The sequence below is a fragment of the Hymenobacter negativus genome (assembly GCF_017571495.1).
Taxonomy (GTDB): domain Bacteria; phylum Bacteroidota; class Bacteroidia; order Cytophagales; family Hymenobacteraceae; genus Hymenobacter; species Hymenobacter negativus.
On sequence record NZ_JAGETZ010000006.1, the window covers coordinates 216,110 to 232,821 of the forward strand.

Genomic DNA, 16,712 nt, shown 5'->3' on the forward strand with positions numbered 1-16,712 from the left:
AACATATTTTACTCAGTCAGTAATGATAGCAAAAGTTACAAAGCTTAAAAACTTCGGCATCTATAGAGCTTTTACCTGGCCTACTGAATCTCCGAATTTCTGCAAATTCAACGTGATTTATGGGTGGAATTACTCAGGTAAAACCACGTTGTCACGCGCTTTTAGATGTCTAGAGATAGGTGCAATACATAATATTGAGCCAATAGATGGATTAGAAATAGAATTTGAGAATGCTAATGCTGATAGGTATAATCAGAGTTCAGTATCGAAGCCTATAGTAAGAGTATTTAATACCGACTTTATTAGAGAAAATCTAAAATGGGATTTAGATGATAGAATACATCCAATCGTGCTTCTTGGTGAAGAAAATATTGAGCTTCAATCTAGGTTAGAAATGGAGAAATCCAGCTTGGTCAAGATGGAGGAAGTATTGCAAAAGCGAATCACTGAAAGAGAATTGGAAACTGAGCAGTTGGGAAGTGTTGCCACTAGTAAAGCGAAGGAAATAGCAAGAATGTTAAGATTGACAACATTCAACAGGACGCATTTGACTAAAATAATTGACCAGATAAAACCAGATTATCGTTCTTTCTTACTTGGAGAAGAAGAATTGTCTAATTATCACGCAAAAGCGACATCGACAGAGCAAAAGAAGAAGATAAATTTCACATATCCTGTTTTGCTTAAGTTGAAGATTATACACACTGAGGTTAGTGGTATTCTAGAAAGGCAGTGTATATCAGAATCTAAAATTGAAAGATTATTAGAGGATATTAAATTGAGTCAGTGGGTAGAGTCAGGCAGGAGTCTGCACGAAAATAAAGAGGAGTGTGAATTCTGTGGTGGTATATTGCCTAATGGCTTCTTAGCTAAATTGAATAGCCACTTTTCGGAGGACTATGAACAACTGAAACAGGCTCTTGAGGAAAGTCGGATAAGAATAAGTGGCTCAACTATTAATTTGATTAGTCATTTGCCTTCTGAGTCTGACTTTTATAAGGATTTTCAGGAGGAATATGAGCAATGCAAAATCAGCTTGGAAAAGGCAGTTATAGAATATAATAGTTCTTTGAACTTACTGCTGGCTGATATTGAAAGGAAGAGAAACCAGCCCTTTGACAAGCTAACAACTTGTGATTTCACCAATAACCAAGATGATATAGAACTTGCTCTAGGAAATCTGCAAAACTTAGTCAAGAAGAATAATGAAAGGACTGATAAGTTCAGTGGCGAAAAAACAGAAGCTGAAAAAAGAGTGATTCAAGCTTATACAGCTGACTTTGAAGATAAATATAATTATAGCTTGCGGCTTGCAAAGCTTGTTGCAGATGAGCAAGCGATATCAAAATTCAATGATGTCATTGCAGCCCAAAAAATTGTAATAAAAAGCACGGAAGCAAGATTGTCCGATACTGTTAAGGGTGCAGAGCAAATTAATGCTTATTTGGCTGAATATTTTAATAAGAGCGATATTGTAATCGAAGCTAATAAAAAAAGCCAGTTTATGCTCATGCGAGAGGGTTTGCCCGCTAAAAATTTGAGCGAAGGAGAAAAAAGCGCTATTGCTTTTGCGTATTTTATAGCGAGCCTGGAGCATAATGGAAATAAGTTGGCTGATACCATAGTTTATTTAGATGACCCTATTTCAAGTTTAGATGCTAATCATCTTTTTAATACATATGCATTTATAAGAACGCATTTTTATAAAATGGGAGAGAATGGGCCTGATAAGCACAAATGTTTGTGTAAACAGCTTTTTATCTCAACGCATAATTTTGAATTGCTCAATCTTATAAAAGATTGGTTTGGTAAGATGGCTAAAAATGATTCGTCTTATTATACTGTTGAAAGGGGGCAGGGTAATAATAGCAAGATTATTAAAATGCCTAATACCGTCCTTAAATTTAAGTCTGAGTATGCTTACTTATTTTCTATAATACATTCATTTAAAGACAGTCCAAGCACGGAGTTTGAACACTTGTACAACCTTCCTAATATAATGAGGCGTTTTATCGAGACGTTTAGCGCTTTCAAATTCTTAAGCACTTTAAATATAGACCAACACTTAGATAAGATTATTAAAAATCCTATTGAATGTGAACAGATAAGAAAATTCGTGCATTATAATTCTCATGGCCTTGACACTACACGCATGATTCAATTTCCTGATTTAGCAGAATGCACTAGTGTAGCCAAGACATTACTAGATGCTATTGAAGCAACTGATAAAGCTCATTATGATGCTCTTTGCCAATCTGTCGCATGAAGAAAATTGAAAAGCTACTTACTTCCGTGCTGGCCGCGCTCCCATCACAAACACCAACGTGCCGCCCTTCACCACATCTGCTTGCGCCAGAAACGGCTGCGCCAGCCGCTGCCCGTTGAGCGTAGCCGACTGCACGTAGACATTTTTGGGGCTTTGGTTTTTGACCTGGATGGTGAAATCCTTGCCGTTTTCGAGGTGCAGGATGGCGCCGTGCACCAGCGGGCTGCCCAGCGCGTACTGGCCCGACGACGGGGCCACCGGGTAGAAGCCTAGGGCCGAGAAGATGTACCAGGCGCTCATCTGGCCGCAGTCGTCGTTGCCGCCGAGGCCGTCGGGGGTGGGGTGGTACTGGCGGGCGAGGATGTTGCGGACCTGGGCCTGGGTTTTCCAGGGCTGGTCGGTGTAGTTGTAGAGGTAGGCGGCGTGGTGGGCGGGCTCGTTGCCGTGCACGTAGCCCCCGATGATGCCCTCGCGGGTAATGTCCTCGGTTTCGGCGAAGAACGAGTCGGGCAGGTGCATGGTGAAGAGCGAATCGAGGTGAGGCACGAAGCGGCGGTTGCCGCCCATTTTGGCAATCAGGCCGGCAGGGTCGTGGGGCACGGCGAGGGTGTAGTTCCAGGCGTTGCCCTCGATGAAGCCCTGGCCGTTGGTGCTCAGCACGTCGAATTTGGGGCGGAAGCTGCCGTCGGCCAGGCGCGGGCGCATGGCGTTCACGCGCGGGTCGAACACGTTTTGCCAGTTGGCAGCGCGCTTGCTGAACTCCTGGTAAATGTCTTGGTGGCCGAGCTTCTGGGCGAGCTGGGCAATGCACCAGTCATCGAAGGCAAACTCCAGGGTGGCCGATACGGACGTGCCGCTGCGCTCGCTGGGCACGTAGCCGCGGGCCATGTAGGCGTCGAGGCCGTCGTACCAGCCGTGGCGGGCGGTGGCCACGCAGGCGGCCAGGGCGCGCTCGGCCTGGGCGGGCGGCACGGTGCCGTTCAGCACGGCATCGGCCACCACGGAGGTGCTGTGGTAGCCGCTCATGCACCAGTTTTCGTTGGCGTGGTGGCTCCAGACGGGCAGCATGTGCTCGGGGCTCTGGTCGTAGTGAGCCAGCATGGACTGCACCATGTCGGCATTGCGCGCGGGCTGGATGAGATTGAAAAGCGGGTGCAGGGCCCGGAAGGTATCCCAGAGCGAGAAGGTGGTGTAGTTCACGAAGCCCTCGGCGCGGTGGGTTTGCTGGTCGAGGCCGCGGTACTGGCCGTCGGCGTCCTGGTACACGGTGGGGCTGAGGTAGGCGTGGTAGAGGGCCGTGTAGAAGTTCTCCTTGTCGGCCCGGTTGGGCGTCTGGATGGTGACTTTACTTAGCTCCTGCTGCCAGAGCTGCTGGCCCGCGCGGCGGGTCTGGTCGAAGTTCCAGCCGGGCAGCTCGGCGCGCATGTTGGCCAAGGCGCCGGCCATGCTCACGGGCGAAAGGGCAAGCTTGACCTTGATTTTCTCGCCCGTCACGGTGGCGAAATCGAAGTAGAGGCGCAGCTGGCGGCCGGCCTGCTCGGGCCAGTTCTTCGTCTGGTCGAAGCGGCCCCAGAAGCCGCGGTAAGCTTCCTTGGCGTCGTACTTGCGGGCGCCGTAGCTCTTGAACGGCTTCGAGAACTGCATGGCGAAGTACTCGGTGCGAGTGCGGCCCCAGCCGGTGGTTTGGCGGTAACCGGTCACGAGCGAGTCATTCTCGATGCGCACGTAGCTCCACACGTTCTTATCGGGGTAGTTGTAGATGCCGGCCATCATATCCAGAATGACGTGGGCCGGCTCGGTGCCCGGAAACGTGTACTGGTGAAAGCCCACGCGGGTGGTGGCCGTGAGCTCGGCCACGATGTTGTGGTCGTCGAGCTTCACGCGGTAGTAGGCCGGCTCGGCCACCTCGTTCTGGTGCGAGAAGGCGGAGCGGTAGCCGCTCTGGGGCCGGTCGGCGGTGCCGGGGTTGAGCTGCAGCGGGCCGGTAGTAGGCATGAGCAGAAAGTCGCCCAAATCGGAGTGCCCCGTGCCGCTGAAGTGCGTGTGGCTGAAGCCCACGATGGTTTTGTCGTCGTAGTTATACCCCGCGCAGTACTTGTAGATGTCGGGGTTGTACTTGCCGTTCTGCTCGTAGCTCAGCGTGTCGGTATCGGGCGAGAGCTGCACCATGCCGAAGGGCACGGTGGCACCGGGGTAGGTGTGGCCCATCTTCTGCGTGCCGACGATGGGGTGCGCGTACTGGACGAGGTTTTCAGGCGAAGTGGTGACGGGTTTTTGAGCAAGTGCAGGGGCAGCAAGGAGCAGGAGCAGGGGCAGGAGTTTCTTCATTGGGGCAAGGCGCGGCGTTGGAGCCGCAAGGAAGCATCAAACCCTGGTTCTGCTTCCGGAGACTGGGTAATAAAAAAGCCCCGACCACAAGGCCAGGGCTTTTTCTATAAATCAAGTTTGTGCCGGCTAAGCCTTGTAACCGTCCTTCAGCACGAGGCGATGGGGCCACCAAGAATTGCTCCAGCCCACCACAATCTGGTCTTCGAGCGTGACGGCCCGCACATCCTGGTGCGACCATACATCGGGCGTGAGCACCGGCCGCGGCGGGAAGGACCACTGATTGTTGCTGAAGATGGAATAATGAATTGCGTCGTCGGGCGCGCGCCAGAACAAGTAGGGCATGCCGCGAAGCACGCCCAGGCCCGGGCCGCTGCGCGACACGAACCGCGTTTGTTGCTGCGCATCCCAGTTTTCGCAGTCGGTGCTGGTGGTCCAGAAAATCCCTTCGTGGCTTTGCGTGCCCGTCCAGGCTAGCCAGAGCTGGTTGCCACGTACCAGCACGGCCGGCGAGTGCGTGGTGCCTACGCCAGGAATCTTGCGCGGGGTGCTCCAACTGCGCGAGTTGGTATCGGCCAGAGAAATGTAGATGCCTTCGCCGCCCGGCAGGCAGTGGCCATAGTCCACCCATATCATCCAAATCCGGCCCTGAATGTGAAACACCGTGGGCGAAGTGTAATCCTTGATGCGGGCATCGGGCAGGTTCACGTGGTGCCATTCGGTGTACCGGGTTAGGTCGGTGCAGGTGGCGAAACCGGTCCAGAGGCTCATGCTGCCGTGGGCGTGCCAAGCCGACACGAGCTGCTGCCCGCCGTCGCTAACTACCGAAGGTACCTCGAAGCAATTGGAGGAGCCGTGCACGAAGTTCTGCACGTTGTCGGGCTCGAAGTTGCCGTTCATTGAATGGAAACGGGTGTCGTGGGCGTTTGAGTCAGCCAGCACCACCCAATTGCGGTTGCCGTGCCGGAAGAAGTTGGGGGCCCAGGCGCTTTGGTCGCCCATGTTCAGCTTGCTGGTTGACCAGACGTGGCCCAGCCCCAGCCGGCTCCACAGCAGCAGGAAGGCCGCGCTGGCCCGCTGGCCGTGTGGAATGGCCTGCCGCAGCGCCGGCCCCACCTGCTCGTCGCTGAACAAGTTGCCCTTGTACATGTTCCACAACGCTTTGTTCATCACGGGCTCGAGCGTGTTGTTGTAAATATCGACCGATTTCCAGGCGATTTTATCCAGCAGTGCCGGCATGGTTTCCGACTCAAACTCGGCGTTATCCGGCCGGATGTCGTCCCAGTTGAACGCCTCGGCGGGCAGCAAATAGCTGTTGCGGTGCTCGTCGGCGTAGGTTTCCAGGTTGTGGTGCCGCCAATCGCCAAAGTTCGAATCTTCGCCGAAGAGGGGAAAATTGATGGTGTTGGTAGCGTGCATGGGCTGGCTCAGGTCCGACACGTAGTGCAGGGCCAGCCCCAGTGCAAACGCCCCTTTTTTGTGCATCTCGTGGTCATCCGCCATACCGAAGTAGTCGGCGGCCTGCTGGGCGTAGCGCAACGCCTCGGTGTAAGCATTGTCTGTGAAGTTGTTCTCTGGCGTGCCGCTGAATAGATTAAGCAGATAGTCAAAATCCCCTAGGTAGTTCTGCCGCACGCGGGGGTCGAAGAAATGCTTGTAAAAGGCATTCTTCCCTGCAATTACGCCGGAATACAACGACTCAACGTCGGCCTTGAGCAACCCGTCCTGCAATTGCTCCATCAGGTCCTCTTGTCGGGTGTTCTGGTGCCCCGGTTCTTTTTTGGCTTCACTGAAATTACCAAACAAGTCGTGGAGCCGCCGGGCCTCCTCGTGCTCACGCAGGAGGCCAAACACGTTAAATGCCCGGCCCACCATATTGGCATGCACTTCTTTCTCCCACTGCACCCGGCGGGTGTGCGGGTCGTGGCTGCCGTGGTCCGAGCCGCAGGCGTTTTGTAGCCGCGAAAAATCCGGGGCACCGTCGTTCAGCTTCAGTTTCAGGGGCTCATTCCATTGCCGGCCGTCGAGCCGCAGGCCGTCGGGGTTTCCCAACACCCGGCCATCCCGGCTACGGAGCTGATAGGAGCCGTCGGGGCCCTGGTCCAGCAAAAAGGCGTAGGGCCCGTTATGTCCGGCGTCCTGCAGCTCGCCGGCTGGCACGGCCCAGCCGTAGAGGCGGCCGTCGGGGAAGGCCGTGAGGTACTGGTTGCCGGCAAACCAGTGCAGGGCTACCCCGCCGCCAGCCAAGGGCACCTGCTCGAAAGCGCAGCGCGCCAGCGTGCCTCGGCCGTCGAAGAACTGAACGGGACGGTTGGGCTCGGCCGCAACGGCGACCCACTGCCCCTCGAAGGACAGCATACTTGTTCTTGTCATCTTGCTTTTTATGAAAGGGTTAAGGGTGATTAACGCGGACAAGCAAGGATGAATCTGGACGTGCGAAGCCAGTTGGCGTTTTTGCCAGTGAATGTGGAGTGGCGGGCAAAAACCACGGGTGGCTTTCAGGCGGCGGATGGACTTCCTTGAGGATGCAAACGTCCGCCCTGCGCTTTCGGACCGCAAGCGTAGCTTGTACCTAATTTGAGGTACAAGCCCGCCAAGCCTTAAAAACAAAGCCGCCTGACCCCGTTAGGAGTCAGGCGGACAAATGGCGTGAAGCCAAAAAAGTAGCCGCGACGAGAATCGAACTCATATCAAGCGTTTAGGAAACGCCTATTCTATCCGTTGAACTACGCAGCCGTAGCGCAAAGATAAGAACGAGCGCCGCGCCGGCCCATTGCCTACGACTTATAGAGCAGCGCGATGCCAAACGACAGCGCCGTCAGAATCAGGCCTACCATGAAAATGGTGTAGCTGGTACGCAGCAGGCGGTACTTACGCGTGAGCACCTCGCCGAGGTAATAAATATCCGTTACCATGTTGTTGTAGAGCATGTCCTTCGTGCGCATCAGCTCGCGCATACCATTCTGAAAGTTGTCGAGGTTGAGCTTGGTAAACTGCCCGAAAAACAACAGGTTGACGCGGCGGTTTGTGGCAATTTCGGGACTCTTCTTCAGCCAGGCAAAGCTCGTCACGTCGGGCTGGGCCGAGAGGATGGCCGTGATGACCGAGCCCAGCGCCGTAACCAGCAGAATGGCCACCGGAATGCCCAGCACCGGGTTGTTGGTGAGCACCGGCCCCAGCGTACCAGCCTTGCCCATCTTGGCCCCGAGGTAGGTAATAATGACCGACATGAGCACGGCGTTGAGCTGAATCATCATGCTGGCCTTCTTGTCGGCCATGTCACTCAGCTTCATGTGGTTGGAATACATGGTGCGGAACATGGTTTCGATGCCCCGCTTGGGCTCGGCAAAGGTATCGGTCTTCTCCTTGCTCTTCTTCTTGTCCTTTTTCTGCTTCTTTTTGAGGTGGTCGCGCTGGTCCTCAATATTCTCCTTAAGGGCCTTCTTGTACCGGTCCTTACCCACTTCCGAAAGGTACTTGTGGGCCAGCATGAAGTTGAGCTGCAGCTCGGTCCACTCCGGGGTGGTGTAGGTTTTGTCGAGCACCACTTCCCATTCGGTGCGCAGCAACTCGGCGCGGGAGCGGAAATCGTCGCGCGCCAGGTTGCTCATATCGGCATCGACGAGGATTTTTTGCAGCTCGGTTTCGGGGGGCGAGTCGCGGTGCGTGCTCTTGATAAGGCTTTGCACCAGCTCAATCTGGCTTTTGGGCGCGTTGTGCTCGGCCAGCCAAGCTCCGGCGCGCTCCATGCTGCGGAACTCGTGGCCATCGTACACCTCAATGTAGCCGACATCGTGAAACCAGGCTGCCAGCAACAACGCCTCGGTATCAGAGGGGCTAAGCTCGGCGGCGGGCGCCAGCGTGCGGCACTCTTTCACCACCACTTCGGTGTGGCCGAGGGTGTGGTAGGTGAGCTTGGCCGGCAGCTCCCGGGCAAACAGGTCGGTGACGTAAGCCTGCGCCTCTTTTACCAACGCGGAGGCTTTGGCTTTGGGCGTTTTTTCGCCGTCAGAATCGGGGGGAAGCTCGGTGTCTGCCGCCGCTGTAGGGGCATCAACCACCGGCTTTTCCAACTGCGCCGATGGCGCCGGCGCCGCAGGAGTTTCGACGGTTTCGGGAGGGGTTTCTTTCATGATAAGCGAAGCTACGACCCACGCATCCGGCGGGCCCGCCGGCTTTCAACGCGAAGCGCCGGACGTAAGTTAAACCCGCGGTCCTAACCGCACCGCCGCGCTTTGCGTAACGGGCGCTAGCCGGCCGCTTACAAGCGGCCCGTAAATTTACCTTAATGCCCGACCGCTGCCCTGCGGCCGGGCTTCGTACCCTATTACATGACCCTACTTCAACGCCTTACTTTTCTGCTTGCCTGCTGGCTTCCCGTGGCCGTTGCCGCCCAATCGCCGAAGCCTCCCAAACCGCCGAAGGAAACCCAGAAGGAGATGCCCGAACCCGGCGAATCGGACCAGAACCCGCACGTGTCGCGGCCCAACTACCGCAAAGCGGGCGTGAACTGGCAGAAAAACATTCCGCCCGATTCGACCCGCATTCGCTACCGCGTGTTCTTGATTGGCGACGTGGGCAACCCCATCCTGCCCGAAAAAGGCGGCGAGCCCAGCCTCAATTTCATGCGGCAGGAAATGCTGAAGGCGGGCAAAAACAGCACTACCATCTACCTCGGCGACAACATCTACAACTACGGCATGCCGCCCGAAGGGGCCTACGACCGCAAGATTGCCGAAAAGCGCCTGGCCACCCAGCTCGACGTTTTTAAAGGCTACGCGGGTGAGAAGTACATGACGCCCGGCAATCACGACTGGATTCAGGGGGCACCCGGCGGCCTGGCCCAGGTGAACCGCGAGCAGGCCTTCGTGGAGCAGTACATGCGCAAGGACTCGACGGCGTTCAGTTACACCGGCGACTTTTTCCTGCCCCGCGACGGCTGCCCCGGCCCGTTTGAAGTGCGCGTGCAGGACGACCTCGTACTCATTGCCCTGAACTCGCAGTGGTTCCTGACTCCGGCCAGCAACCGCCCGTTTGGCCTCAATGGCGCTTGCGGAGCCGATAACAACGACGACGTATTCGCGGCGCTCGAAGAAATCATTGCCCGCAACAAGGAGAAGCACATCATGGTGTTTGCCCACCATCCGCTGTTCTCCGACGGCATCCACGGGGGCTACTTCACGCTGGCCGACCACATCTTCCCGCTCAGCATCGTGGTTAAATACGCCTTTATCCCGTTGCCGGTCATTGGGTCGATTTATCCGTTTGCGCGCAAATACGGCGGAATCAGCCAGGACATTCCGCACCCTCTGTACCAGGCCTATCGTAAGGGCCTGCTCGATATTTTCGCTAAGTACCCGAACGTGGTGTACTCGGCCGGCCACGAGCACAACCTGCAATACTATAAGGAAGGCAGCACGCACTTCATCACCAGCGGCTCGGGCTGCAAAACCCAGCACGTGAAGCCCGGCGACGGCGGCGGGGCCATTTTCTCGGATAAGGAAAAGGGCTTTGCCGAGGTGAATTACTACGACGATGGCCAGGTGTGGGTGGAATACTTCATTCCGGAGGGCGATGGCAAGACTGCCCGCCGCGTGTTCCGCACGCCCATGTACGCTAAAACCACCGGCGCCATTGCCACCACGCCGGCCCAGCCCATCTCCGAAACAGCCCTGACTTCTACCAACGGCCAGGCCAACGGCAAAAAACTGCCCCAGACGGAGGACGCCATCAAGAACAAGAAAAGAGACAAGGATAAGAAAAAGAAGAAGGAAGCCGAGGCCATTGCCCTGGCGCCCATCCCCACCAAGCGCCCTGACTACCGCGACAGCTCCGTGACGGTGGCCATTAACCCGAACTACGACAAGCACGGCGGCTTCCACAACTGGCTGCTGGGCGAGCACTACCGCAAGGAGTGGGCCACGCCCGTGAAGTTCCGCACCCTGGACCTGGCCAACGACAAAGGCGGCCTGATGGCCTACAAAACCGGCGGCGGCAAGCAAACCGCTTCGCTGAAAGTGCGCAACGAGGCCGGCTACAACTTTACCCTGCGCGGCATCGACAAAGACCCCGCCGCCGTGCTGCCCGAGCAACTGCGCACCGGCCTGGCCAAAGCCGTGTTGCAGGACCAGATTTCGGCCCAGCACCCGTACGCGTCGTTTGTGCTGCCGCCGCTGGGCACCGCAGCCGGCATTCTGCACACCAACCCCGTCCCGGTCTACGTTCCGCAGGACCCGCTGCTGGGCCAGTACTACGCCCAGTTTGCCAACCTGCCCGCTGCCTTGGAAGAAGACGCCAAGGACAGCCAGGATAATGTGGAAAGCCTCGGCTACGCCAAAAACCTGGTGGGTACCGAGAAAATGCTCAGCCGCTTGCTCGATGACAACGACAACAAAGTCGACCAGAAAGCTTTTGCCCGCTCGCGCCTCTTTGATATGTGGATTGGCGACTGGGACCGGCACGAAGACCAGTGGCGCTGGAGCGAGAAGAAGGACAAGGACGGCGACCGCACCTTCACGGCCGTGCCCGAGGACCGCGACATTGCCTTCTTCAAGGGCGATGGCGTGCTGCCTTACCTGATTTCGCGCAAGTTTGCCATCCGCAACTTCCAGAATTTCGGCTACGACTACGCCGACTTCCGCGGCCTGAACCAGACCGGCATGAGCAACGACCGGGTATTCATGAGCGCCGTGACCAAGGAGGATTGGGTGAAGGAGGCCGACTACATGAAAACCCACCTCACCGACGAGGTGATTGAGAAGGCCTTCCGCGAGAAGTGGCCCAAGGAAATCTACGACCTGCACGGCAAGGAAATCATCGCCAAGCTGAAAAGCCGCCGTGACCTGTTGCCCAAGCTGGCCGCCGACTATGCCGACGTACTGGCTGAAATAGTGGAAGTGCGCGGCTCAAAGAAGGACGAGAAGTTCATCGTAGAGCGCCTGTCGGGTAACAAAACGCACGTCGTGATGCGCAAAATCAACAAGGATGGCAAGCTCACCAAAACCCTCTACGACCGCACTTTCGACAGCAAGGTGACGGATGAGGTGCGCCTCTACGGCATCAGCGGGCAGGACGTGTACGATGTGCGTGGCAACGTGAGCAGCGGCGTGAAGCTGCGCATCATTGCTGGCACCGGCCGCGACTCCATCAGCACCCGCGACCGGGTGGGCGGCCTGCTCCACAAAACCCAGATTTATGACGCCGACACCGGCAACGTCATCAACACCAGTGCCGAGGCTCGCCTGCGTCTGGAGCCCGGCTACGAGGTGAGTCGCTACGACTACCCGCACCGCTTCGACCTGAAGGACTACCGCCTCGACTACGTGGGCCCGGCCCTGTATTTTGGCTACAACATTGACGACGGTGTGCTCATTGGCGGCGGCGTGACCTACCGGCACTACGGCTTCCGCCGCGAGCCCTTCTCCTGGGAGCAGTCCATCACGGCCAACTTCGCGCCGGCCCGTGAGGCCTACAACATCCGCTACACGGGCCAGTTTACCCGCATTTTCAAGAATACCGACCTGCACATTGCGGCCCAGTACTACGGCCCGCAGCTGCTGTACAACTTCTTCGGCATCGGCAACAACACGGCCAACCTAGCCACCGAAGATGAAAACCGGGACCGGGTGACGAATCGCACCGTGAACAGCGCCTACCGCGTGCGCTTTCAGCGCTTCACCATTGCGCCCACCTTCGAGCGCAAGCTGTTCAGCTTTCTCAAGTTCGGAATTGGTCCGCAGTACGACCAGTTCCGGGTTGAGAAGGACCCCATCGGCTCGGTGCTCAAGGACAGCCTGACCAACAAAGCAGGCATGACCACCTACGAAAACCGTCGGTTCGGCGTGCGCTCCTCCGATTTCCAGACCAACCAGTACCTCGGCGGACTGATGTACCTGAACCTCGATGCCAGCTCATCGGCCAAGAACCCCCGTATTGGCCTGCGTTGGTACAACGAGTTCCAGTACAACTGGCAGCTCAACCAGGAAAGCCTGAGCTTTGGCCGCATTTCGTCGGAATTCCGGGCCTACCTCACGCCCAACTTTCCTTTTCACCTCACCTATGCCGGCCGCATTGGCTACCAGCACAACTACGGCGACTACCGCTTCTACCAGGCCAATACGCTGGGCGGCACCACCAACCTGCGCGGCTACCGCCGCACCCGCTTTGCCGGTCGCACCGCCATCTATGCCAACTTTGAGCCGCGCCTGGAGCTGTTTTCTTTCAATGCCTACCTCTTCCCCGGCAAACTCGGCATTATGGGCCTGGCCGACATCGGCCGCGTGTATTCCGACAATGATACCGGCACCTACACAGGCCTCAATGCCTTCCACAGTGGCTTTGGCGGCGGCATCTACGTCGATATCCTCAAGCAGGCCGTAATCAACGCCACGTATTCGGTAGGGGAGGAGAAGCTGGTGTTCGTCGGGTTCGATTTCCTCTTCTAGGGGATACCTGAAGTAAAAAGGCTAGCTAGCCATCCGCATAGCAAGCATAGCAAGCATTCGGTTTTAGCCAAAATTTTATAACCTCAATAAAATCAGCTCCTGGCTGCTTTTATTGAGGTTTTTTCTTGTTGTACATTGTTTTTATTGAATATTTTGTAACAAAAATGGCATGTGTTAGCGAATAATATCAATACATTGTGTCTGTTAATGCTTTGTTTTATCAATCCCCACTCTATTACCAAACGGCTACATGAACAAATTTTACTTTTCCGCGCTGGCGCTACTTGCTAGTGCCGCGCCTGTTTTAGCGCAGGATTTTCAGAGCCGCGCTTCGCTGGATGCAAAGGCTGAAACCACGCCCGTTATCACGCGCCGGGCTTGCGGCACGATGGAGGTATTGAGTGCCCAGTTGGCTGCCGACCCTGCTCAGGCCCAGCGCATGGCGGCCATCGAAGCCCATACCCAGCGCATGCTGGCCAACCCGGGCTTGCAGCGTACCACGGCCGGCACCATCATCATTCCGGTGGTGGTGCACGTGCTCTACAGCACGGCCGCCCAGAACATTTCAGATGCCCAGGTGCAGTCGCAGATTGCCGTGCTGAATGAGGACTACCGCAAGCTGAACGCCGACGCCGGCAACACGCCCAGCATCTACGCTGGCCTGGCTGCCGACGTCAACGTGCAGTTTGTGCTGGCCAAGCGCGACCCCAGCGGGGCCGCTACCATCGGCATCATCCACAAGGCTACCAAAACGACTTCCTGGCGCACCGACGACGCCGTGAAGAAGTCCAAGCGTGGCGGCGACGACCCGTGGGATGCCACCAAATACCTCAATCTGTGGGCCTGCAACCTGGGCCAGGGCCTGCTGGGCTACGCCCAATTTCCCGGTGGCCCCACGGCTACCGATGGCGTCGTGATTCTGTACTCGGCTTTTGGTAGCCGCGCCAAGTACGCTGCCGGCACCTACACCACTACCTACGACCTGGGCCGCACCGCCACCCACGAAGTGGGCCACTGGCTGAACCTGCGCCACATCTGGGGCGACGACAACGGCGCCTGCACCGGCTCGGACCTGGTGGCCGATACGCCTAACCAGGGCGCTGAGAACTACGGCTGCCCCGCCTTCCCGCACGTGTCGTGCTCCAACTCCGGCGACATGAGCATGAACTATATGGACTACACCGACGACCGGTGCATGTACATGTTCTCGGCCGGTCAGAGCACCCGCATGAATGCCGTATTTGCCGCCGGTGGCCCCCGGGCAGCCATCACCACATCGCTGGGTGGCACTGCGCCGCGCGCTGTTGTTACCTCTTCGGCTTCGTTTTATCCGAACCCCGCCACCGACGTGCTCACCCTGGACCTGCCCGCCAACGCGAAAGCAGCCCAGTACAATGTGCACGTGTATGACCTGACCGGCCACGAAATGAACAGCGTGCGCTACGACGGCACCGGCCAGGTGCAGGTAGGTAGCCTGCCCAAAGGCTTGTACTACATCTCCATCGGTAACGGCACCGAAACAACTCGGCAGCACTTCGAAAAACAATAGCTCAACCAGCTTGCCTGACCAGTCAACGCCTTGCCCTACCGAGCAGGGCGTTGTGGTTAGTTATTACCAAATAAGGGCTGTCCGATTGGGCAGCCCTTTTTGATGCGGAACAAGTTGCCTGTCAATGAAGAACAGATGATTTTTCTGGGTTTGTGTCAAAAGGTTATATGAATTGCAATAAGCGACATGGATTTTGAATGCAATGCCATAATTGTGTTGATAATTCAGCAATATTTTTAATAGATTGCTAATCCAAGTCCCATTTTTCCAACAAAAACCGTTTTACATGAAGACAAATGTTTACGTAGCAGCGCTCGGCTTTGCAGGGTTGGCGCTCACCTCTTTCTCTACCCACGCCCAGGCACCCGCCCGGCGTACCTGCGCCTCGGTTGAAGTACTCAAGCAGCAACTGGTCGCCGACCCCGGCATGGCTCAGCGCATGGCAGCCATCAATAGTCAGGCCATGCAGTTTGCTGCCAAGCAGGTGGCGCAGCAAGCTGGTACGGCGCAGCGCACTTCGGCCATTACTGTTACCATTCCGGTAGTGGTGCACGTGCTCTACAGCACGACGTCCGAAAACATTTCGGATGCCCAGATTCAGTCGCAGATTGACGTGCTGAACGAGGATTATCACAAGCTAAACAGCGATGTGAGCAAGGTGCCAAGTGTGTTTGCTGGCCTGGTGGCCGATGTGGGCATTCAGTTCACGCTGGCCAAGCGCACGCCGGCCGGCGTAGCCACCACCGGCATTGAGCGCAAAAGCAGCAGCACTACTACCTGGGGCACTGCCGACAAAATCAAGAAAGCGAGCACCGGCGGCCTCGATGCCTGGGACGCGACCAAGTACCTCAACCTGTGGGTAGGCACCATCGGGGGTGGAATTCTGGGCTACGCCCAGTTTCCCGGCGGCGCAACGGCTACCGATGGGGTGGTGATTTCGCCCGTGTACTTCGGCCGCACCGGCACCGTGACGTCGCCCTACAACCTGGGCCGTACTGCCAGCCACGAAGTAGGCCACTGGCTAAACCTGAACCACATCTGGGGCGATGATGGTACGGCTTGCACCGGCACCGATAACGTAGCCGATACGCCCAACCAAGCCGATGAAAACTACGGCAAGCCCACCTTCCCGCAGGTGTCCTGCTCCAACGGCCCGAATGGCGACATGTTCATGAACTACATGGACTATGTGGACGATGCTGCCATGTACATGTTCTCGACCGGCCAAAGCTCGCGCATGAATGCGCTATTTGCTACCGGCGGTGCCCGCGTGGGCCTGCTCACCTCGCAGGGTGGCGTAGCTCCCGGCGGCACCACCACGCCACCCACCACCATCACCTACTGCGCCAGCAAGGGCAACAGCGTAGCGTATGAGTACCTCGACCTGGTGCAGCTTGGCAGCATCAGCCGGACTTCGGGCGCCGACGGGGGCTACTACAATGGCACGGCACTGAGCACCACGGTGGCTGCCGGCTCGTCGCAGACCATCAGCTTCTCGACCGGCTTCACCGGCTCGGCTTACACGGAGTACGTGAAAGTATACATCGATTACAACCAGAACGGCGTGTTCACCGATGCCGGTGAAACGGTGGTATCGGCGGCTGGCAGCACCAGCGCCGCCGTTCGCACTGCAACTTTCACGGTGCCTGCCACGGCCAAAAACGGCATTACCCGTGCGCGCGTGGTGCTGAGTGATAACAGCAGCACCGCCAGCTGTGGCACCTACAGCTACGGCGAAACGGAGGACTACACCCTCAACATCACCGGCGGCACGGCCCGTACCAGTGCTGCTACCGCCCGCACCAGCAATGCCAACGGGGCCCTCGACCAGTACACCCTGTACCCGAACCCGGCCACCGACGTGCTAAGCATTGCCCGTCCGCTGAGCGCCGACCCCGAGCAGCCGTTCACCGTGCGCGTGTTTGACCTGCGCGGCAGCGAAGTAAAAGGGCTGTCCTTCACCGATGGGCAGTTGAATGTATCGGGCCTGCAATCCGGCATCTACGTGCTGACCGTGAAAGACGGCGTTTCGACCACGCACCAGCGCTTTGTGAAGCAATAAAGCCACAGGCGCTTTCGAGCGTATGTTGATTAAGAAAGGCCCTGACTACTCAGTCAGGGCTTTTTA

6 protein-coding genes, 1 tRNA gene and 1 pseudogene are annotated in these 16,712 nt (G+C 56.8%); 4 read left to right on the top strand and 4 right to left on the bottom strand.

The annotated features are described in order from the left end of the window. The first annotated feature begins 22 nt into the window (after positions 1 to 22). Positions 23 to 2,266 (top strand): AAA family ATPase, encoded by a 2,244-nt coding sequence (locus tag J4E00_RS14960; protein WP_208175980.1) that lies wholly within the window; start codon positions 23 to 25, stop codon positions 2,264 to 2,266. An 18-nt stretch (positions 2,267 to 2,284) separates the two neighbouring features. Here the strand turns inward: J4E00_RS14960 and J4E00_RS14965 are convergent. The 4 genes and pseudogenes from J4E00_RS14965 to J4E00_RS14980 form a co-directional block, all read right to left on the bottom strand. Further along, positions 2,285 to 4,597 (bottom strand): annotated as a pseudogene (locus J4E00_RS14965) (GH92 family glycosyl hydrolase); the annotation flags it as partial. 123 nt (positions 4,598 to 4,720) lie between these two features. Beyond that, complete coding sequence (locus J4E00_RS14970) at positions 4,721 to 6,964, bottom strand: hypothetical protein (protein ID WP_208175982.1); 2,244 nt, start codon at positions 6,962 to 6,964, stop codon at positions 4,721 to 4,723. A 291-nt stretch (positions 6,965 to 7,255) separates the two neighbouring features. Next, a tRNA-Arg gene (locus J4E00_RS14975) sits at positions 7,256 to 7,327 on the bottom strand. A gap of 41 nt (positions 7,328 to 7,368) precedes the next feature. Next, positions 7,369 to 8,724 (bottom strand): Pycsar system effector family protein, encoded by a 1,356-nt coding sequence (locus J4E00_RS14980; protein ID WP_208175983.1) that lies wholly within the window; start codon positions 8,722 to 8,724, stop codon positions 7,369 to 7,371. Positions 8,725 to 8,922: 198 nt separating this feature from the next. Here J4E00_RS14980 and J4E00_RS29525 point away from each other — a divergent pair, with 198 nt between their 5' ends. The 3 genes from J4E00_RS29525 (at position 8,923) to J4E00_RS14995 (ending at position 16,646) form a co-directional block, all read left to right on the top strand. Then, positions 8,923 to 13,035 carry a metallophosphoesterase gene (locus J4E00_RS29525; protein ID WP_236049810.1) on the top strand — a complete coding sequence of 1,371 codons (4,113 nt, stop codon included), beginning with the start codon at positions 8,923 to 8,925 and terminating at the stop codon, positions 13,033 to 13,035. 250 nt (positions 13,036 to 13,285) lie between these two features. Further along, a complete protein-coding gene (locus J4E00_RS14990; RefSeq protein ID WP_208175984.1) occupies positions 13,286 to 14,584 on the top strand; it encodes a M43 family zinc metalloprotease in 1,299 nt (432 codons plus the stop codon). 286 nt (positions 14,585 to 14,870) lie between these two features. After that, a complete protein-coding gene (locus J4E00_RS14995) occupies positions 14,871 to 16,646 on the top strand; it encodes a GEVED domain-containing protein (RefSeq protein WP_208175985.1) in 1,776 nt (591 codons plus the stop codon). The last annotated feature ends 66 nt before the right edge of the window (positions 16,647 to 16,712 follow it).